Annotated in this window: 19 protein-coding genes and 1 pseudogene; 16 read left to right on the top strand and 4 right to left on the bottom strand. The window is 71.0% G+C overall.

The genetic code is table 11. From position 1 onward, the window contains the following. Nucleotides 1-7 precede the first annotated feature (7 nt). Nucleotides 8-1045 (bottom strand): LacI family DNA-binding transcriptional regulator, encoded by a 1038-nt coding sequence (locus C1703_RS03525; protein WP_114250491.1) that lies wholly within the window; start codon nucleotides 1043-1045, stop codon nucleotides 8-10. 222 nt (nucleotides 1046-1267) lie between these two features. On the opposite strand from C1703_RS03525, the gene C1703_RS03520 reads away from it, so the two are divergent. From C1703_RS03520 to C1703_RS03450, 15 genes are all read left to right on the top strand, one after another. Continuing rightward, the gene (locus C1703_RS03520) at nucleotides 1268-2221 is read left to right on the top strand and encodes an ROK family protein (protein WP_114250490.1); all 954 of its coding nucleotides are present in this window, start codon (nucleotides 1268-1270) and stop codon (nucleotides 2219-2221) included. Between the two features lie 104 nt (nucleotides 2222-2325). After that, nucleotides 2326-2793, top strand: a complete 468-nt coding sequence (locus C1703_RS03515) for a hypothetical protein (protein WP_232840399.1) — start codon at nucleotides 2326-2328, stop codon at nucleotides 2791-2793. A 78-nt stretch (nucleotides 2794-2871) separates the two neighbouring features. Continuing rightward, nucleotides 2872-3315 (top strand): helix-turn-helix transcriptional regulator, encoded by a 444-nt coding sequence (locus C1703_RS03510; RefSeq protein WP_198678076.1) that lies wholly within the window; start codon nucleotides 2872-2874, stop codon nucleotides 3313-3315. 10 nt (nucleotides 3316-3325) lie between these two features. Further along, nucleotides 3326-3742 carry a VOC family protein gene (locus C1703_RS03505; protein WP_198678075.1) on the top strand — a complete coding sequence of 139 codons (417 nt, stop codon included), beginning with the start codon at nucleotides 3326-3328 and terminating at the stop codon, nucleotides 3740-3742. A 100-nt stretch (nucleotides 3743-3842) separates the two neighbouring features. Beyond that, on the top strand, nucleotides 3843-6239 hold the full coding sequence (locus tag C1703_RS03500; RefSeq protein WP_114250487.1) for an excinuclease ABC subunit UvrA: 2397 nt from the start codon (nucleotides 3843-3845) through the stop codon (nucleotides 6237-6239). A 110-nt stretch (nucleotides 6240-6349) separates the two neighbouring features. Next, a complete protein-coding gene (locus C1703_RS03495; RefSeq protein ID WP_114250486.1) occupies nucleotides 6350-6625 on the top strand; it encodes a hypothetical protein in 276 nt (91 codons plus the stop codon). 50 nt (nucleotides 6626-6675) lie between these two features. Next, nucleotides 6676-6912 carry a hypothetical protein gene (locus C1703_RS03490; protein WP_114250485.1) on the top strand — a complete coding sequence of 79 codons (237 nt, stop codon included), beginning with the start codon at nucleotides 6676-6678 and terminating at the stop codon, nucleotides 6910-6912. A gap of 66 nt (nucleotides 6913-6978) precedes the next feature. Beyond that, a complete protein-coding gene (locus C1703_RS03485; protein WP_114250484.1) occupies nucleotides 6979-7179 on the top strand; it encodes a hypothetical protein in 201 nt (66 codons plus the stop codon). A 145-nt stretch (nucleotides 7180-7324) separates the two neighbouring features. Continuing rightward, nucleotides 7325-8368 carry an NUDIX hydrolase gene (locus C1703_RS03480; RefSeq protein WP_114250483.1) on the top strand — a complete coding sequence of 348 codons (1044 nt, stop codon included), beginning with the start codon at nucleotides 7325-7327 and terminating at the stop codon, nucleotides 8366-8368. 307 nt (nucleotides 8369-8675) lie between these two features. Further along, nucleotides 8676-9707 (top strand): ABC transporter permease, encoded by a 1032-nt coding sequence (locus tag C1703_RS03475; protein WP_114250482.1) that lies wholly within the window; start codon nucleotides 8676-8678, stop codon nucleotides 9705-9707. Between the two features lie 78 nt (nucleotides 9708-9785). After that, the gene (locus C1703_RS03470; protein WP_114250481.1) at nucleotides 9786-11462 is read left to right on the top strand and encodes an ABC transporter substrate-binding protein; all 1677 of its coding nucleotides are present in this window, start codon (nucleotides 9786-9788) and stop codon (nucleotides 11460-11462) included. A 79-nt stretch (nucleotides 11463-11541) separates the two neighbouring features. After that, entirely contained in the window at nucleotides 11542-12534 is a 993-nt protein-coding gene (locus tag C1703_RS03465; protein ID WP_114250480.1) for an ABC transporter permease, read from the top strand. A gap of 27 nt (nucleotides 12535-12561) precedes the next feature. Continuing rightward, entirely contained in the window at nucleotides 12562-13662 is a 1101-nt protein-coding gene (locus C1703_RS03460) for an ABC transporter ATP-binding protein (protein ID WP_114250479.1), read from the top strand. A 26-nt stretch (nucleotides 13663-13688) separates the two neighbouring features. After that, nucleotides 13689-14774 carry a dipeptide ABC transporter ATP-binding protein gene (locus C1703_RS03455; RefSeq protein ID WP_114250478.1) on the top strand — a complete coding sequence of 362 codons (1086 nt, stop codon included), beginning with the start codon at nucleotides 13689-13691 and terminating at the stop codon, nucleotides 14772-14774. Nucleotides 14775-14940: 166 nt separating this feature from the next. Next, complete coding sequence (locus tag C1703_RS03450; protein ID WP_114250477.1) at nucleotides 14941-16167, top strand: aromatic ring-hydroxylating dioxygenase subunit alpha; 1227 nt, start codon at nucleotides 14941-14943, stop codon at nucleotides 16165-16167. Here the strand turns inward: C1703_RS03450 and C1703_RS03445 are convergent. Together C1703_RS03445 and C1703_RS03440 are read right to left on the bottom strand one after the other, a co-directional pair. Next, a pseudogene (locus tag C1703_RS03445) lies at nucleotides 16164-16924 on the bottom strand (MBL fold metallo-hydrolase). The gene C1703_RS03450 and the pseudogene C1703_RS03445 sit on opposite strands and share 4 nt — an antisense overlap. 61 nt (nucleotides 16925-16985) lie before the next feature. Further along, nucleotides 16986-18341: a dipeptidase gene (locus tag C1703_RS03440; RefSeq protein ID WP_114250476.1), complete on the bottom strand. Its 1356-nt coding sequence runs from the start codon at nucleotides 18339-18341 to the stop codon at nucleotides 16986-16988. 133 nt (nucleotides 18342-18474) lie between these two features. On the opposite strand from C1703_RS03440, the gene C1703_RS03435 reads away from it, so the two are divergent. Next, a complete protein-coding gene (locus tag C1703_RS03435) occupies nucleotides 18475-19716 on the top strand; it encodes a geranylgeranyl reductase family protein (RefSeq protein WP_114250475.1) in 1242 nt (413 codons plus the stop codon). Here the strand turns inward: C1703_RS03435 and C1703_RS03430 are convergent. Beyond that, nucleotides 19700-20149 carry a nitroreductase family deazaflavin-dependent oxidoreductase gene (locus tag C1703_RS03430; RefSeq protein WP_114250474.1) on the bottom strand — a complete coding sequence of 150 codons (450 nt, stop codon included), beginning with the start codon at nucleotides 20147-20149 and terminating at the stop codon, nucleotides 19700-19702. The two genes, C1703_RS03435 and C1703_RS03430, sit on opposite strands and share 17 nt — an antisense overlap. Between the last annotated feature and the right edge of the window lie 121 nt (nucleotides 20150-20270).

Genomic DNA, 20270 nt, shown 5'->3' with positions numbered 1-20270 from the left:
GGGCCGCTCAGTCCGCCGGGGGGATCTCGCCCGAGCCGCGGGTGATCAGCCGGGTCGGCAGCTCGATGCGTTCGGGGGTGACCAGGCGGCCGTCGAGCTGCCGGAAGAGACGCTCCGCGGCGGTGCGGCCGATCTCCGCCGCGTCCTGGGCGACGACCGTGACGCCCGGCTGGAGCAGGTCGGCGAGCTCGATGTCGTCGAAGCCGACCAGGGCGACGCGGCGGGACTGCTCGGCGAGCACCCGGATCACCGTGACCGTCACGCGGTTGTTGCCCGCGAAGACCGCCGTGACCGGGTCCGGGCCGGACAGCATCGCCTCGGCGGCCCGGCGCACCCGCTCGGGGTCGGTGACGCCGAGGGACATCCAGGAGTCCGCCACCGGTATGCCCGCGTCCTCCATCGCGGCCCGGTAGCCGCGCAGCCGCTCGGCGGCGGTGTGGATGCGGGGCATGTCGCCGATGAAGCCGATGCGGCGGTGCCCGTGCGCGATGAGGTGGGCGACGCCGTCGCGGGCGCCGCCGAAGTTGTCCGACAGCACCACGTCGGCGTCGATGTGCCCGGCCGGCCGGTCCACGAACACCGTGGCGACCCCCGCCTTGAGCTCCGGCTCCAGATACCGGTGGTCGTCCCCGGCCGGGATCACCACGAGACCGTCCACCCGCCGCGCGCACAGGGCCAGCACCAGCTCCTGCTCGCGCTCGGGGTCCTCCGCGCTGGAGCCGTTGATCAGCAGGGCGCCGTGCGCGCGGGCCACCTCCTCCACCGACCGGCTCAGCGGCCCGTAGAACGGGTCCGCGAGATCCTCCAGGACCAGTCCGATGCTCGCCGTGCGGCCCTTGCGCAGCACCCGGGCGCTGTCGTTGCGGCGGAAGCCGAGCGCGTCGATCGCCTCCTGGACCCGGCGCTCCGTCTCCGGGGTGACCCCGGGCTCTCCGTTCACGACCCGCGACACCGTCTTGAGGCCCACCCCGGCACGGGCGGCCACGTCCTTCATGGTCGGACGGTTGCCGTAGCGCGTTGCGGAGCGGAGATGGGTCTGGGGCACGGTGCGGTGTCCTGTCCTGTCGTCCACGTGGGTGCGTCGGTCCTGGGCTTGTATGAGGATGTGGCGTCGAGCATAGAGCCTGGACAACGTTGTCAGGCTCGGGGGAGACTGTCCACCGCACCCTCCGGCCCGGGCATCGCCGCGGGGCCGGGGCCGCGGCTTGTCCTGCCCGATGGCTTTTCTCGGCGTTTTTCTCATGGTTGACGGGGAGATCCGACACTGATGCACACCGACCTCGTGGCCGCGCTCGACATCGGCGGCACCAAGATCGCCGGCGCCCTGGTGGACGGCCACGGCCGGATCCTGGTCCGCGCCCAGCGGCCGACGCCCGCCCGGGAGGACGGCGACACCGTGATGCGGGCCGTGGAGGAGGTGCTCGGCGAGCTCGCCGTCTCTCCGCTGTGGGAGCGCGCCTCGGCCGTCGGGATCGGCAGCGCCGGACCCGTGGACGCCTCAGCGGGCACGGTGAGCCCGGTGAACGTGCCCGGCTGGCGGGACTACCCGCTCGTCGCCCGGGTCCGGGCCGCGGCCGGGAACCTGCCCGTGGAGCTGATCGGCGACGGTGTGGCGATCACGGCGGCCGAGCACTGGCAGGGCGCCGCGCGCGGCCACGACAACGCGCTCTGCATGGTCGTCTCCACGGGCGTCGGCGGCGGCCTGGTGCTCGGCGGGCGGCTGCACCCCGGGCCCACGGGCAACGCCGGCCACATCGGCCACATCAGCGTGGACCTCGACGGCGATCTCTGCCCGTGCGGCTCGCGCGGCTGCGTGGAGCGCATCGCGAGTGGCCCCAACATCGCCCGCCGGGCCCTGGAGAACGGCTGGCGGCCCGGCCCCGACGGCGACACGTCCGCCGCGGCGGTGGCCGCCGCCGCCCGGTCCGGCGACCCGGTCGCCGTCGCCTCCTTCGACCGGGCCGCCCAGGCCCTGGCCGCGGGGATCGCCGCCACCGCGACCCTGGTGGAGATCGACATCGTCGTGATCGGCGGGGGAGTGGGCAAGGCGGGCGACCTGCTCTTCGCCCCGCTGCGCAAGGCCCTGCGCGGCTACGCGACCCTGTCCTTCGTCCAGCACCTGACCGTGGCACCGGCCCAGATGGGCACCGACGCGGGCCTGGTGGGCGCGGCTGCGGCAGCGCTGGCGAAGCGTGCGGACGCCGCCGCGGCAGGGGTGTGAGACCGGGCAGGAACGTTCAGGCGGTGAGGGCCGGGCGTCTCCCTGGTCGCGCCCGCGGCTGATCCGGGGGGAACCGCTCCGAGCGGGGCGGCATCTGGCCCGGCGTGAGCGTCGTGATGGTGTTCTTCGGGCTGGGCTTCATGGGTGGGTGGGCGGCTGCCCTGGCGGCGCTGGCGTACGCCGTCGTCACGCTGGTGCGCGCCCGGCCGTGGGGCCGCCCGCGACGCCCCGGTCACCCGGCGATCCGGCTGCTGGTCCCGGCCCCCGCGTACCGGCGCTTCGACAGGAGGCTCGCCGCGGCGGCCCTCCTGGCCGACCTCTGGCTCGTGTCGGCGGTCATCGTCTTCGGCGCCGACGGCGTCTTCACCGAGGAGTGGATGGGCTACCCGGGCATGGTCGACCCCACCGGGCGGGGGTACCAGGCCGGCGCGGAGAGCCTGCTGCGCACGACCGCGTGGTGGACCGCGGGGACCGCGCTCCTCGCCCGCTGCTGGACCACCGCCGGCGTGCAGCTGTGCGTGCTGCCGCCCGCTGCCTGGTGGATCGGCACGTTCGACACCTACTACACCTGACGGAGACCGCACCCCCCTCTGCCGGGCTCCGTCACGGAGACCGACCGCATGTCAGTGCGATGTGACACGATCGCGCATGTGAGCAGCAGACCCGCCTCGGCGCAGCGCCTGAGCGACCTCGCCCGGCTGCGCCGCGTCAAGGACCGGATCGACCGGGAGTACGCGCAGCCGCTGGACGTCGAGGCGCTGGCCCGCGGAGTGCACATGTCGGCCGGGCACCTCAGCCGCGCGTTCCGGCAGGCGTACGGCGAGTCGCCGTACAGCTACCTCATGACGCGCCGCATCGAGCGCGCGATGGCGCTGCTGCGCCGCGGCGACCTCAGCGTCACCGAGGTGTGCTTCGAGGTCGGCTGCCAGTCGCTGGGCACCTTCAGCACCCGCTTCACCGAGCTGGTCGGCATGCCGCCGAGCGCCTACCGGCGGGAGGCGGCGCGCGCGACCGCGGGGATCCCGTCGTGCGTGGCGAAGCAGGTCACCAGACCGGTCAGGAATCGAGAAGCGCCCGCCGGGAGCCGAAACTAGCGTGGGGGCCATGGACATCACCATTCACGCGAGTTTCCTGCCGCACGACGACCCGGACGCCGCCCTGGCGTTCTACCGCGACACCCTCGGCTTCGAGGTCCGCAACGACGTCGGCTACGAGGGCATGCGCTGGATCACGGTCGGCCCCGCCGGCCAGCCCGGGACGAACATCGTCCTGCACCCGCCGGCCGCCGACCCCGGCATCACCGAGGACGAGCGCCGCACCATCGCCGAGATGATGGCCAAGGGCACCTACGCCAGCATCGTCCTCGCCACCCCCGATGTCGACGGCACCTTCGAGCGGCTGCAGGCGAGCGACGCCGAGGTGGTGCAGGAACCGGTGGACCAGCCCTACGGCGTCCGCGACTGCGCCTTCCGCGACCCCGCGGGCAACATGGTCCGCATCCAGCAGCTCAAGGGCCAGTAGCGGCCCGCGCAGTACCCACCCCGCGCCGCACCAGGGAGGTCCGGCGCGGGGCAACGAGATCGTCCGAGCGCGGCAGCCCCGCCCGAGAGATGGAGACACCATGAGCCAGGCCACGACGGCGGACAGACAGTCGCCCGGGCCGCACGTCGCCGACAGCCATGACGTGATCCGCGTGCACGGCGCGCGCGAGAACAACCTCAAGGACGTCAGCATCGAGATCCCGAAGCGCCGGCTGACGGTGTTCACCGGCGTCTCCGGCTCGGGCAAGAGCTCCCTGGTGTTCGACACGATCGCGGCGGAGTCGCAGCGGCTGATCAACGAGACCTACAGCGCCTTCCTGCAGGGGTTCATGCCGAACCTGGCCCGTCCCGACGTCGACGTGCTCGACGGGCTGACCACCGCGATCGCCGTCGACCAGCAGCGGATGGGCGGCGACCCGCGCTCCACGGTCGGCACCGCCACCGACGCCAACGCGATGCTGCGCATCCTCTTCAGCCGGCTCGGCGAGCCGCACATCGGCCCGCCCAGCGCGTACTCCTTCAACACCGCCTCGGTCAGCGCGAGCGGCGGGATCAGGGTCGAGCGCGGCGCGGACAAGACCAGGACGGTCAAGGCGACCTTCTCCCGCACCGGCGGCATGTGCACCCGCTGCGAGGGCCGCGGCAAGGTCTCCGACATCGACCTCACCCAGCTCTACGACGACTCCAAGTCGATCGCCGAGGGGGCCTTCACCATCCCCGGCTGGAAGGCGGACAACGTCTGGACCGTGGGCGTCTACGCCCAGTCCGGCTTCCTCGACCCGCACAAGCCGATCCGCCGGTTCACCAAGAAGGAGATGCAGGACTTCCTCTACGGCGAGCCGACCAAGGTCAAGGTCAACGGCGCCAACCTCACCTACGAGGGGCTCATCCCCAAGATCCAGAAGTCGTTCCTGTCCAAGGACAAGGAGGCGATGCAGCCGCACATCCGGGCGTTCGTGGAGCGGGCGGTCACCTTCACCACCTGCCCCGAGTGCGACGGCACCCGGCTGACGGCGGCGGCCCGGTCGTCGAAGATCGACAAGATCAGCATCGCCGACGCCTGCGCCATGGAGATCCGGGACCTGGCCGAGTGGGTCCGGGGTCTGACGGAGCCGTCGGTGGCCCCCCTGCTCACCGCGCTGCAGGGCACACTCGACTCGTTCGTGGAGATCGGCCTCGGCTACCTGTCGCTCGACCGGCCGGCGGGCACGCTCTCGGGTGGCGAGGCGCAGCGCGTGAAGATGATCCGCCACCTCGGCTCCTCCCTCACCGACGTCACGTACGTCTTCGACGAGCCCACCATCGGCCTGCACCCGCACGACATCCAGCGCATGAACGACCTGCTGCTGCGGCTGCGGGACAAGGGCAACACGGTGCTCGTCGTGGAGCACAAGCCGGAGACGATCGCGGTCGCCGACCACGTCGTCGACCTCGGCCCCGGCGCCGGCACGGCGGGCGGCACGGTCTGCTTCGAGGGCACGGTCGAGGGACTGCGGGGGAGCGGCACCGTCACCGGCCGTCACCTGGACGACAGGGCCGTCCTCAAGGAGACGGTCCGCAAGCCCACCGGCGCACTGGAGATCCGGGGCGCGTCCGCCAACAACCTCCAGGACGTCGACGTCGACGTGCCGCTCGGGGTGCTCACCGTCGTCACCGGAGTCGCCGGCTCCGGCAAGAGCTCCCTGCTGCACGGCTCGATCCCCGCCGACGCGGGCGTGGTCTCGGTGGACCAGAGCCCGATCAAGGGGTCGCGGCGGAGCAATCCCGCCACCTACACCGGGCTGCTCGAACCGGTCCGCAAGGCGTTCGCCAAGGCCAACGGCGTGAAGCCGGCCCTGTTCAGCGCCAACTCCGAGGGCGCCTGCCCCACCTGCAACGGCGCCGGCGTCGTCTACGTCGACCTGGGCATGATGGCCGGCGTCGACACCCCCTGCGAGGACTGCGAGGGGAAGCGGTTCCAGGCCTCGGTGCTGGAGTACCACCTCGGCGGCCGCGACATCAGCGAGGTGCTGGCGATGTCGGTGACGGAGGCCGAGGAGTTCTTCGGCACCGGTGAGGCGCGCACCCCGGCCGCGCACAAGATCCTGGAGCGGCTCGCCGACGTCGGCCTCGGCTACCTCACCCTCGGCCAGCCGCTCACGACGCTGTCCGGCGGTGAGCGGCAGCGGCTGAAGCTGGCCACGCACATGGGCGACAAGGGCGGTGTCTACCTCCTCGACGAGCCGACCACCGGCCTCCACCTCGCGGACGTCGAGCAGCTGCTCGGCCTGCTGGACCGGCTCGTCGACTCCGGCAAGTCGGTCGTCGTCATCGAGCACCACCAGGCGGTCATGGCGCACGCCGACTGGATCATCGACCTCGGCCCCGGCGCCGGTCACGACGGCGGCCGGATCGTCTTCGAGGGCACCCCGGCCGACCTCGTCGCGGCCCGCTCCACGCTGACCGGGGAGCACCTCGCCGCCTACGTGGGCGCCTGAGGTGGCGGTGTCCGCGCACCGGGTCGGACATTACGGGCAAAAAGTGTGAATAGCGACACGTTCCGAGGGCACTCCGTCCGTGAACCACCCCCCTCGGAACGGAGCCGCTGATGATCATCAAGAAGATGCACGAAATGGGCGTCCGCAGCGAGCACGCCTACATGGCCGCCATGGCGTCCGTCGGCTTCAGCGTCGTCGCCTGGATGGGCTCCCTGAAGATGGAACCCGGCACCGGACTCGCCCGTGCCGACCGCTGGGGCATCTTCGTCGGCGAATGGGCACCCACCTTCTTCGGCCTCGGCCTCGCGCTGTCCCACTACGAACAGCACGACGGCACCCTCACGGCCGACGTCCACGAATTCCGGCAGACCAGAAAAGCCGGCTGAACGGCCCACCCCGACGAGCGCCCGGCGCCGTCTTCGCGGACCCTGATGGCATGGCGTCCGTGAAACCCGTCGTGGTCTACCCGCCTGCCGCGGACGGCGGCAGGCGGGTCCGTGTGGACGACCAGTTCCTCGGCATCGCCTACGGGCTGCTGGACGTCGCCGAATTCCTGCGGCGGGCGGGGATCGAGGACGCGGACGAGGCGTACGTGGCGGCGTCCGGGCTGATCGAGTGGCGGGGCGGCGGCCCCGGCACCTGGGGCACCGAACCGGACGGCGACCCGGCCTGAGGTATTCCCTCGCCCGGTCGTACGCCGCTGCGTGACCCCACAGCGCCTCGGGCCGTTGTGCCGGGCATGAAGAAGCGCAGCATGCTCGCCATCGCCTCCCTCGCCACCGGCTTCGTCGTCGCGGCGGTCACCCCGTCCCACGCCCTCGGAGAGAGCCTCGGCACCCTCAGCGTGGACGACACCCTCAAGACGCTCGACGAGACGGTCGCCAAGGACAGCCTGTCCCTGGACCGGGAGGACGGCAGCCAGAAGAAGGAGAAGGGCTGACGAGCCGCCCGGCCCCGGCCCACGGCGCCGGCGCTCCCCGCGTGAGGGGGCGCCGGCGCCGTCGTCATGCGCCCTCAACTGCGGCTGGTTTTCGTGGCAGGGTGAAGCGGGCAAGCCTCAGGGGGCCAACAGAAGAGGGGGACCTGTGACCGTCGTCTGGATCAACGGCGCGTTCGGTGCGGGGAAGACCACCACCGCACGGGAGCTGATCGAGCTGATCCCGAACAGCACGCTCTTCGACCCGGAGGTCATCGGCGGCGCGCTAGCCCACCTGCTGCCGCCCAAACACCTCGCCGAGGTCGGCGACTTCCAGGACCTGCCGATCTGGCGACGCCTCGTGATCGACACGGCGGCGGCGATGCTCGCCGAGCTCGGCGGGACCCTGGTGGTCCCCATGACCCTGCTGCGCCAGGAGTACCGCGACGAGATCTTCGGCGGACTGGCCGCGCGCAGGATTCCGGTCAGCCACATCCTGCTCGCTCCGGCCGAAACGATACTGCGGGAGCGCATAGCCGGCCGCGAGGTGCCACCCGACCTCCCCGACGGTGAGATGCGAATACGCCAGTGGTCCTTCGACCACATCGAGCCGTACCGGGCCGCCCTCGCCTCCTGGCTCACCGCCGACGCCCACCCCGTGGACACCAGCGACCTCACGCCGTACCAGACCGCCGCCCGCATCGCCGAGGCCGTCAACAGCGGTGCCGTGCCCGTCTGCGACATCGTGCAGACGCCCGAGCCCACCGCCGAGACGCTCGCGGCCGGGGTGCTCCTCTTCGACGAACGGGACCGGGTGCTCCTGGTCGACCCCACCTACAAGCCCGGCTGGGAGTTCCCCGGCGGGGTCGTCGAGCCCGGAGAGGCGCCCGCGCGGGCCGGGATGCGGGAGGTGGCCGAGGAGACCGGCATTCACCTCGAGGAAGTGCCCAGCCTGCTCGTCGTCGACTGGGAGCGGCCCGCGCCCCCCGGGTTCGGCGGGCTGCGGCTCCTCTTCGACGGCGGTCTCCTCGCCGCCGCGGAGGCCGAACGGCTGCTGCTGCCCGGCCCCGAACTGCGCGACTGGCGGTTCGTCACCGAGCAGGAGGCCGCCGAACTGCTGCCGCCCGTGCGCTACGAGCGCCTGCGCTGGGCGCTGCGGGCTCGGGAACGCGGAGCCGCGTTCTACCTGGAAGCCGGGGTTCCGCTCGGCTGACGGCGAGCTGCCGGCCCGCGCCCTTTACCCGGCCCGGGGGATTCCGAGGGAAAAGCAAAAGGAAATGCCGCCGGACCCAGGGCCAATCGATTCCCAAGGAATCTCCCGCATTCCGCCATGCGGCGGGTAATCACCTTCCCCGCTTGCGTCAACACTGTTCCATGACCGCAAACAGTCCCTTTTCTGGCCCCTGCTCGGCTTGACCGGACTCGCACGGCGTTGCGAAAGTCCGCAGAGTCTCACGGCGGAAGTTACGACCGCCACCCAATTTTCCTTGCCCCAGGGGCAGATCCGGGATGTCCGTACGATGACCACGCAACACCAGCCGGTCGACACCGGCGGCGGCACCGCGCTGCTGACCGAGCCGTCGACGCAGGACCCCAGACCCGGCGGCACGGTCGTCGCCGGCCGCTCGCCGGCCCGGATGGCCTGGCGGCGGATCAGGCGGGACAAGGTCACCATGACCGCTCTGGTGGTCACCCTCCTGTTCATCGCCGTCGCCCTGCTCGCGCCGGTCCTCACCGCGGTGACCGGCTGGGGACCGATCACCCCCGACAACAAGGCGATCAACCCGGACACGGGCAACTTCCCCTACGGATCGCTGGGCGGCATCAGCGCCCAGCACCTGCTCGGCGTCGAACCGGGCACGGGCTACGACCTGTTCGCCCGGATCGTCTACGGCCTGCGCACCTCCCTCTACGTGGGATTCGCCTCGGCCGTGCTGTCCACCGCCGTCGGAGTCGTGGCGGGCCTCGCGGCCGGGTACTTCGGCGGTTGGGTCGACTCCCTGCTGTCCCGGATCATGGACGTGATGCTGGCGTTCCCGCAGCTGCTGTTCATCATCGCGCTGACCCCCGTGATCCAGAACGCGCTGCAGACCAACAGCCACGGCGGCACCGACGAGAACCTCCGGCTGCTCGTCCTCGTCCTCAACATCGCCGTCTTCGCCTGGGCGTACACCGCCCGGCTGGTGCGCGGACAGGTCCTGTCGCTGCGCGAGCGGGAGTTCGTCGACGCCGCGCGGCTGATGAGCGCCGGCCGGCGGCACATCCTCTTCCGGCAGCTGCTGCCCAACCTCTGGGCGCCGATCCTGATCTCCTTCGCGCTCGCCGTCCCGCAGAACATCACCACCGAGGCGGCCCTGTCGTACCTGGGTGTCGGCGTGATCCCGCCCAACCCCGACTGGGGAGCGCTGCTGTCGGACGCCTCCCAGTTCTTCCTCCAGGACCCGACGTACCTCTTCGTGCCGGGCGTCCTGCTCCTCGTCCTGGTCCTGGCGCTCAACCTCCTCGGGGACGGCGTCCGGGACGCCCTGGACCCCCGCGCCCGGCGCGGCTGACAAGCCACCCCCCCCGAGTATCGACCCGGCGGCCCCACGAACGGCCGCCGAGCCCGTAGCCAGAACGGAGTTTCCTCAATGACGCGCAACACGCGCAGATCGCGCACGGTCGCTCTCACGGCCTCCGCCGTGATGATCGCCCTGGGGGCCACCGCATGCGGAGGGTCCTCCGGCAGCAGCGGCAGCGGCGCCCCCGGCAAGGGCGGCACCCTGACCATCCTGGACAAGGCCGACTTCGACCACCTGGACCCCCAGCGCGTCTACACGACCGAGGGCCAGAGCATGGACCAGGAGATCATCCGGACCCTCACGGGCTGGGAGGAGACCGGCCCGAAGCCGAAGCTGGTCGGCGATCTGGCCACCGACACCGGCACGCCGAGCAAGGATGCCACGGTGTGGACCTTCCACCTGCGGCACGGCGTCAAGTACCAGGACGGCACCGAGGTCACCGCACAGGACGTCAAGTACGGCGTGGAGCGAGGCTTCTCCTCCGACATCAACGGCGGCCCGCCCTACGCGGCGCAGTGGCTCGTCGGCGGCTCCGACTACAAGGGCCCCTACCAGGGCAAGGAACTCGGCTCCATCCAGACGCCGGACAAGTACACCATCGTCTTCCACCTGAACCAGCCGGTGGCCGACTTCAACGAGACCACCGCGATGCCCGGCTGGTCCGCCGTGCCCAAGGCCCATGACACCGGCTCGACCTATGACACCAAGGTCTGGTCGGACGGCCCGTACATGATCAAGTCGTACACGAAGAACAAGGAACTCGTCCTCACCCGGAACCCGCACTGGTCGCAGTCGACCGACCCGATCCGGCAGCAGAACGTCGACGGGATGGACGTCAAGTTCGGCCAGGACGAGTCGGCCATCGACCAGCAGCTCAAGGCCGACGCCGGCACCGCCCAGACCTCGATCCAGCAGTGGCCGATCGCCGGATCCGACCTGGCCCAGATGGCCAACGACCCCTCTCTCAAGGGCCGTTACTACAAGATTCCCGCACCCGGCATCAACTACCTGGCGATCAACACCACCCGCGTCAAGGACCTCCGGGTGCGCCAGGCGATCGAGTACGCCATCGACAAGACCACGGTCCGCGGCGCCTTCGGCGGCTCGGCGTACGGCGACTACGCCACCACCATGCTGAGCCCCGGCATCGGCGGATACCAGAAGTTCAACCTGTACAGCGCCAACCCGGCCGGCAACCTCGCCCAGGCCAAGGCCCTGATGAAACAGGCGGGTAATCCGAAGCTGACGATGTCGATCGCGGTGGAGAACACTCCCACCCATGAGCACTTCGCCGACGCGGTGAAGACCGCGCTGGAGCGCATCGGCATCCACGTCAACATCTCCCCGATCGACGCGTCGAACTACTTCAGCACCGTCAACAACACGAAGAACCAGTACGACCTGACCTGGGGCGACTGGATCGCCGACTGGCCGAACGCCTCCACGGTGCTGCCCACCCTCTTCGACGGCCGGCTGATCAAGAAGAACCCGCAGGCCAACCAGGACCTGTCGTACCTGAACGACCCGAAGGTCAACGCGCTGATCGACAAGGCCGCCAAGCTCTCGGACGTCCAGCAGCGCAACGCCACCTACGGACAGATCGACCGGCAGGTCCTGAAGGACGCCGCCGTGGTCCCGCTGATGTACATGAACTTCACCGAGATGTCCGGCTCCAAGGTCGGCGGGGTCATCCCCGACTCGATCGTGGCCGAGCCGAGCCTCGTTCACGTCTACATCAAGCACTGACGGACGCGTCGCCTCTCCACCCCCGCCGGCGGCCCCGGCCGCCGGCGGGCACCCCACTCACGTCAGGTCCCGGCACCCCATGTTTCGTTACCTCATCAGACGCCTTCTGGCGGCGGCCCTGATCATGCTGGTGATCACCACGATCACCTTCTTCATCTTCTTCGCCCTGCCGTCCGACCCCGCGCTCCTGGCCTGCGGCAAGACCTGCTCGCCCTCCCGCCTCGCGGAGATCAAGCACTCCCTGGGCCTGGACCAGAGCTACCTGACGCAGTACTGGGAGTTCTTCAAGGGGCTCTTCGTCGGCCGTGACTTCGGCGACCAGAGCGTGCGCATCCACTGCGGGGCGCCCTGCCTCGGCGTCTCCTTCCAGACCGACACCCCCGTGCTGACCACCCTGCTCCAGGACTTCCCGGCGGACCTCTCCCTCGGGCTCGGCGCCGCCGTGGCCTTCCTGATCCTGGGTGTCGGCCTCGGCACCGTGGCGGCGGTGCGCAGGGGCAGGGCCGCCGACAAGGCGGCGGTCGGACTCGCCCTGTTCGGCGTGTCGGTGCAGATCTACTTCATCGGTCTGCTCCTGCTGTACGTGTTCGTGGACAAGCTCCAGATCCTGCCGACCTCCGGCTACACCTCGATCACCGAGGACCCGGTCGGCTGGTTCCAGGGGCTGATCCTGCCGTGGACCACCCTCGTCATCGTCTACCTCGCGATGTACACCCGGCTCACCCGCTCCTCCATGCTGGAGGTCTTCGCCGAGGACTACATGCGCACCGCCCGCGCCAAGGGCCTGTCCGCCTCCAAGGTCGTCCTCAAGCACGGGCTGCGGGCCGCCATCACCCCGATCATCACCATCTTCGGCATGGACGTCGGCTCCCTGATCGGCGGCTCCGCGGTCATCACCGAGTCGGTGTTCGGCATCAACGGCATCGGCAAGCTCGCCGTCGACTCCGTCCAGAACTCCGACCTGCCGGTCATCCTCGGCACCACGCTCTTCGCCGCGACGTTCGTCGTCATCGCCAACGTCGTCGTCGACCTGGTGTACGGCCTCGTCGACCCGCGCGTGCGCCTCGCCTGAGCCCTTCTTTCGTCCTTAGGAACACCCGTGTCCGTTCAGACCTCACCGCAGCCCGCGGACCTCGCGCCCGCGCCCGCCCCCTTCCTCGACGTACGCGACCTCAGGGTGCACTTCCCCACCGAGGACGGCCTCGTCAAGTCCGTCGACGGCGTCTCCTTCACCCTGGAGAAGGGCCGTACCCTCGGCATCGTCGGCGAGTCCGGCTCCGGCAAGTCGGTGACCTCACTGGCCCTGCTCGGACTGCACAAGGGCACCCGCGCCCAGGTCGGCGGCGAGATCTGGCTGGAGGGCAGGGAACTCGTCGCCCTGCCCGAGGCCGAGATGCGCGAGCTGCGCGGCCGCACGGTCTCCATGATCTTCCAGGACCCGCTCTCCGCGCTGCACCCCTTCTTCACCGTCGGCTCCCAGATCGCCGAGGCCTACCGCGTGCACCACCAGGTTTCCAAGAAGGAGGCCAAGGACCGCGCGGTGGAGATGCTCAAGCGGGTCGGCATCCCGCAGCCCGAACGCCGCGTCCGGGACTACCCGCACCAGTTCTCCGGCGGCATGCGCCAGCGCGCCATGATCGCCATGTCCCTGGTGTGCGACCCCGCCCTGCTCATCGCCGACGAGCCCACCACCGCCCTGGACGTCACCGTCCAGGCGCAGATCCTCGACCTCATCGGCGATCTCCAGGAGGAGTTCGGCTCCGCCGTCGTCATCATCACCCACGACCTCGGCGTGGTGGCCGACGTCGCCGACGACATCCTGGTGATGTACGGCGGCCGCCGCATCGAGTACGGCACCACCCGGGACGTCCTCAAGGACCCCCAGCACCCCTACACCTGGGGCCTGTTGCAGTCCATGCCGCACCTCACCGGCGACGTCGGGGAGCGGCTCAACCCGATCCCGGGCACGCCGCCCAGCCTGATCAACCTGCCCGAGGGCTGCGCCTTCCACCCGCGCTGCGCCTACAAGGGCTGGGTCCCGGAAGGGCGGTGCACGGCGGAACGGCCCGAGCTGCGCCTCGTCTCCGGCAGCGAACGGCACCTCGCCGCCTGCCACCTCGCCGACGAGGCCAAGCAGGAGATCCGCGGCGGAACGGGCCCGGACGAGCGCCGCGCCGGAACCGACCGGGCCGCGCAGTGACGGCGGCGGACGAAAGGGAGCATGCCGTGAGCACCACCGAGCCCCGCACCGGGCACAGCACCGACCGCCCGAGCGGCGAGAACCTCCTCGAGGTACGCGGTCTGCAGAAGCACTTCCCCATCCGGCAGGGCATCATCTTCCAGCGGCAGATCGGGGCCGTCCGCGCCGTCGACGGCATCGACTTCTCGGTCGGGGCCGGCGAGTCACTGGGCCTGGTCGGCGAGTCGGGCTGCGGCAAGTCCACCACGGGCCGCCTGATCACCCGGCTGCTCGAACCCACCGGCGGATCCGTGGTGTTCGACGGCCAGGACATCACGCACCAGCCCCCGGGACGGATGCAGGAGGCCCGCCGGAGCCTCCAGATGATCTTCCAGGACCCGTACTCCTCGCTGAACCCCCGGCACACCGTCGGCACCATCATCGAGACGCCGATGCGGCTCAACGGCATCAACCCGCCCCAGGGCCACAAGAAGCGCGCCCAGGAACTGCTGGAGACGGTCGGCCTCAACCCCGAGCACTACAACCGCTACCCGAACGAGTTCTCCGGCGGCCAGCGCCAGCGCATCGGCATCGCCCGCGCCCTCGCCCTGCGGCCGAAGCTGATCGTCGCCGACGAACCCGTCTCCGCGCTGGACGTCTCCATCCAGGCGCAGGTCGTCAACCTGCTCCAGGACCTCCAGCGGGAGTTCGGCATCGCCTTCCTCTTCATCGCGCACGACCTCGCCGTCGTACGGCACTTCTCCGAACGCGTCGCCGTGATGTACCTGGGCAAGATCGTCGAGGTCGCCGACCGGGAGTCCCTCTACACCCGGCCGCGGCACCCCTATACGCACGCCCTGCTGTCCGCCGTGCCCGAGGCCGACCCGGACGCCGTCGAGCGGCGCGAGCGCATCCGGCTGGCCGGGGACGTGCCCTCGCCCATCGACCCGCCCTCCGGCTGCCGGTTCCGCACCCGCTGCTGGAAGGCCCAGGACAAGTGCGCCGCCGAGGAACCCCCGCTCGTGCGCGTCGAGGGCAGCCCCTCGGGCCATCTGACCGCCTGCCACTTCCCCGAGGAGCCGACGGTCGCGGCCCGCGAGGAGGACATCGTCCTGGACCCGGCACTCGGCTAGGGCCTGGCTGAATGAGACATGAACGTCTCATCTGAACGGATCTTATGAATCATGAGACGTCGGTGTCTCATACGAAAGGACTACTCGGATATCAACCGTCGCGGCGATCCGCTGTCGAGGGCTCGGGGCGAACCATGAAGGGAGCCTGCAGAAAGGTGGTGGCACCATGCCGCACCGAGAACTCGACTCCCTCCTCGACGAGCTGACACGCATCGCGGCGCTTCCGCTGGAGCGCGGCGAAACGCTCCCGGCCCGGGCCTACACCAGCGAGGACTTCTACCGCCTGGAGCGGGAGCACGTTTTCCGCGCCGACTGGCTGTGCGCCGGCCACGTGGACCAGGTCGCCCGGCCCGGCGACTACCTGCGCACCGACGTACTGGGCGAACCACTGGTCATCACACGTGACGAGGACGGCGAGCTGCACGCGCTGTCCCGGGTGTGCCGCCACCGCTTCATGGACGTGCTCCCTCCGGAGACCACGCCCGAGCAAGGGTCCCTGAAGCGGCTGACGTGCCCGTACCACACGTGGACGTACCGGCTGAACGGCGAGTACGCCGGACAGCTGGCCGGCGCGCCCTTGATGGGCAAGGTGGACTTCGACCGTGCGGCGTGCCGGCTCCCCAGGTACCGCCTGGAAGTGTGGAACGGCCTGATCATGATCTGCGCCGATCCCGAGGCGCCGGCGCTGGCCCCGCAGCTCGACGGGCTGACGGCCAAGGTGGCCCCCTACCGGCTGGCGGATCTGGTCGTGGCCTACACGGCCGGCTGGGAGGACATCCCCGCGAACTGGAAGGTGGGACTGGAGAACGGCTCGGAGAACTACCACCACATGGGGAGCCACGCGGCCACCCTGGAGCCGTTGCTGCCGGGCAGGGACACCGTCGTCGACGAGTGCGACGGACGCTGGTTCACCATGTACACGCCCTTCGCCGCGGACGCCCTGGCGGAGGCGGCGACGACGGCGGAAGCGGCCGGGGACGGCGCGCCGGGGGCGGTGGGCACCCTGATCCCCGGGCTCGGAGAGCGCGAACTGTCAGGGATGACGATCGCGGGTGTCTTCCCCCACCTGGCGATGGCCCTCCTGCCGGACAGCGTGACCTTCCTGCGGCAGATCCCCACGGGCCCGGGCACCCACGACGCCCACTTCACGGTGCTCGTGCCGGCCGAGGTCCGGGACAAGCCGGGATTCGACGCCTACGTGGCCGCCGCGCGTCAGCAGCTGGAGACCATCCAGAGCGAGGATCTGGTGGCCATCCGAGGAGTGCAGCGGGGACTGGCCACCGATCCGGGGCCGTCGGGCGGACGCTTCTCGCACCTGGAGCGTCCCCTGTGGCAGTTCCAGCGCTACCTCGCCGACCGCCTGGTGGAACGCACACGTACGGCCACACCCTAGGGGGTGTCGTCACATTCCCGCCTGCCCCGCGGCGAATGTGACGACAGGGTCTGGGCCGCACGCACGTGCGCCGCGTTCCGCAGTGCGCGCGACGCCCGCGCCGTCACCGGGTCGCCGTGGCCGAAGCAGGCCACGTCCGCGTCGAGGTTCGCCAGGCGCGCGCAGGCCGCGAGGACCTGGTCGCGATCGAGGTTGAACACGCCGGGGATCACCGTGCCGTCCACGGGTGAGGCCGCGACCGTGTCACCCGTGAACAGCACACCGTGTTCGGGGAGATGGAGCGCGATACTGCCGTGCGTGTGCCCGGGCACATGAACGACGTGCGCCCCGCCGCCCACGTCCAGCACCTCACCGCCGGACAACTCCGTGACCCCGGTCGGCCGGGCGAAGTCCCCCTCGGGCAGGAGCGTGACCGCCTGCTCGTGCAGCGGCCGCTCCCACTCCTCGAACTCCGGGCAGGGCCCGGGACCTCGCCGCGTACGGCCGGCGCGTCCAGCCGGTGCGCCAGCACCTCGGCCCCGCTGAGCGCGGCGAACTCGCCCGCCCCGCCCACGTCCTCGTGGAAGTGCGTGAGCACGATCCGCCGCACGGCCCAGGGATCCGAACCCAGCGCGGTCACCGCCTCGGCGATCGCCGCCCCGGAGCCCGCGGGGCCGGCGTCGATCAGCGTCCACGCGTCGCCGTCGCGCCAGAGGTAGGCCTGGCCGACCGGAAAGCGCAGGAGATGGAGGCGGGGGAGGAGTGCGACGACGTCCATGGGACGACCGTAGAGAAGGCCCCCGTCCGAGGACGAGGGCCTTCTGCCGAGAGCAGAGCGGTCAGCCCGCCGCGTAGTTCCGCAGGAACAGCGCCTCCGCCACCGACAGCCGCTCCAGCTCCTCGGGCGACACGCTCTCGTTCACCGCGTGGATCTGTGCCTCCGGCTCGCTCAGCCCGATGAGCAGGATCTCCGCCCGCGGGTACAGGGCGGCGAGGGTGTTGCACAGCGGGATGGAGCCGCCCTGCCCGGCGTACTGCATCTCCTGCCCCGGGTACGCCACCGCCATCGCGTCCGCCATGGCCTGGTAGGCCGGGCTGGTGGTGTCGGCGCGGAAGGCCTGGCCCTGGCCCATGTGCTCGATGCTGACCCGCGCGCCCCACGGCGTGTGCGCCTCCAGGTGGGCCTGGAGCAACTTGGTCGCCTCGGCGGCGTCCACACCCGGCGGCACCCGCAGGCTGACCAGCGCACGGGCGCTCGCCTGCACCGACGGGGTGGCGCCGACGACGGGCGGGCAGTCGATGCCGAGCACGGTCACGGCCGGGCGCGCCCAGATGCGGTCGGCGACCGTCCCCGACCCGATCAGCTCGACGCCGTCCAGCACCTTGGCGTCCCGCCGGAACTGCTCCTCGTCGTACTGCAGCCCCTCCCAGGCCGCGTCGGAGGTGAGCCCGTCGACGGTCGTCGAACCGTCCTCGGCGCGCAGCGAGTCCAGGACGCGGATCAGGGCGGCCAGGGCGTCCGGCGCGGCACCACCGAACTGGCCCGAGTGCAGATTGCCCGCGAGCGTGTCGACGCTCACCCGCAGCATCGTCATGCCCCGCAGGGTCGAGGTGACCGTCGGCAGACCGACCCGGAAGTTCCCCGCGTCGCCGATGACGATCGTGTCGGCCTCCAGCAGGCGCGGGTGCTCCTCGGCGTACCGCTCCAGGCCGCCCGTGCCCATCTCCTCCGAGCCCTCGGCGATCACCTTCACGTGGACCGGCACGCCGCCGTTCGCCTTCAGCGCGCGCAGCGCCAGCAGGTGCATGATCAGACCGCCCTTGCAGTCGGCGGTCCCGCGCCCGTACCAGCGCCCGTCCCGCTCGGTCAGCTCGAACGGCGGGGTCGTCCAGCCGGCCTCGTCCAGCGGCGGCTGCACGTCGTAGTGGGCGTAGAGCAGGACGGTCTTCGCGCCCGCGGGGCCGGGCAGGTAGCCGTAGACCGACTGCGTGCCGTCGGGAGTGTCGAGCAGCGCCACGTCCTGGAAGCCCTCGGCGGTCAGCGCGTCCGCGACCCAGCGGGCGGCGCCCTCACTCTCGCTCCTCGGGAACTGCTCGAAGTCGGCCACCGACCGGAAGGCCACCAGTTCGGTGAGCTCCTGCTTCGCCCTGGGCATCAGCGAGGCGACGGTCTCGGCGACCGGATTGGGCGACATGGGCACGCTCCTTGTGGGTGCGACGTTGTAGCGGTGAGTGCCGTAGATCCTCCCACAGCGGCCGGTGACCGGGTCGGCCGTAGGATGCGGGAGGTAGCAGCGGCAGGCGGCTTGATCGGAGCAGTAGACCATCGTGAGCAGCGAGAACTCTTCGGCGGACGACGTGCGGCAGGTGTGGGACGTCGTCGTGGTGGGCGCGGGACCGGCGGGCGCTTCGGCCGCGTACGCGGCGGCGGTCGCCGGGAGACGCGTGCTGTTGCTGGAGAAGGCGGAGCTGCCGCGGTACAAGACGTGCGGCGGCGGCATCATCGGCCCCTCCCGCGACTCGCTGCCGCCCGGCTTCGAGCTGCCCCTCAGGGACCGGGTGCACGCGGTGACGTTCTCCAACAACGGCCGCTTCACGCGCACGCGCCGGTCCCGGCAGATGCTGTTCGGGCTGATCAACCGGCCCGAGTTCGACCAGCAGCTCGTCGAGCACGCGCAGAAGGCGGGCGCCGAGCTGCGCACGGGGGTCACGGTCCAGCGGGTCGAGCAGCACGGCTCGGCGGTGCCGGACCGGCGCACGGTGGCGGTGGTCCTCCAGGGCGGCGAGGTCGTGCTGGCGCGGGCCGTGGTCGGGGCGGACGGCAGCGCCAGCCGCATAGGTGCCCATGTCGGGGTCAAGGTCGAGCAGGTGGATCTCGGCCTGGAGGCGGAGATCCCGGTGCCGGACACGGTCGCCGAGGACTGGAAGGGGCGGGTGCTCATCGACTGGGGCCCGATGCCCGGCAGTTACGGCTGGGTCTTCCCCAAGGGCGACACCCTGACGGTCGGGGTGATCTCGGCGCGCGGTGAAGGCGCCGCGACGAAGCGGTACTTGGAGGAGTTCATCGGGCGGCTGGGCCTGGCGGGCTTCGAACCGAGCATCTCCTCCGGGCACCTGACCCGCTGCCGGGCCGACGACTCGCCGCTGTCGCGCGGGCGGGTGCTGGTGTGCGGTGACGCGGCGGGAGTGCTGGAGCCGTGGACCCGCGAGGGCATCTCCTTCGCGCTGCGCTCGGGGCGGCTCGCGGGGGAGTGGGCGGTGCGCATCGCCGAGGCGCACGACGCCGTGGACACGCGCCGGCAGGCCCTCAACTACGCGTTCGCGGTCAAGGCCGGGCTGGGCGTGGAGATGAGCGTCGGCAAGCGGCTGCTGACCGTGTTCGAGCGCCGCCCCGGCCTGTTCCACGCGGCGCTGACGGGCTTCCGGCCGGCCTGGAAGGCGTTCAAGGAGATCACCCAGGGCTCGACGTCGCTGGGCGAGATCGTCCGCACGCATCCGATGGCTCAGAAGGCCCTGACGGCCCTGGACCGCCGTCCGGTGACCGTGGACGAGGTCAGCCCGTCGGAGTGATCTCGAAGACCGGGTGGTCGGGGGCGACGCGGCGCAGCTCGGCGTCCGGGGAGTCGGGGCCGACGCCGTTGAAGAAGACCCCGACCTCCGCCTTCCAGCGCTTGAGGTAGGCGCGCAGGATCGGGGCCTTGTCGTCGTCGGCCACCTCCGTCGCGGTGAACGGGTCCACGCGCTTGCCGAGGTGCAGTTCGCCGCCGCCCGCGGCGCGCATGTTGTGCGTCCACTGGACGTGGCCGCGGGGTGCGACCAGGTACTGCCGGCCGTCGAGGGTGAGCAGGTTGACCGGAGTGGTGCGCCACTGGCCGCTCTTGCGGCCGCGGACGGCAAGGACGCGGGAGCCCCAGACGCTGACGCCGCGGCGGGTCAGCCAGGCCACGAACCGGTTGAAGACGTGGACCGTGAGCCAGCCGGGCTTCTGGACGTGTGTGGACATGGGGTCCCCCTGAGAGTGGATGGAGCGGTGCTCTCTTTTGTGAGCACTGCTCTCGATCGGCTGATGTCAGTGTGCCCGAGACTGCCGCTCCAAAGCAAGAGCACTGCTCTCGCTTTTGTCC

The sequence above is a fragment of the Streptomyces sp. Go-475 genome, from assembly GCF_003330845.1.
Taxonomy (GTDB): domain Bacteria; phylum Actinomycetota; class Actinomycetes; order Streptomycetales; family Streptomycetaceae; genus Streptomyces.
This window is presented reverse-complemented; position numbering and strand designations above follow the sequence as displayed.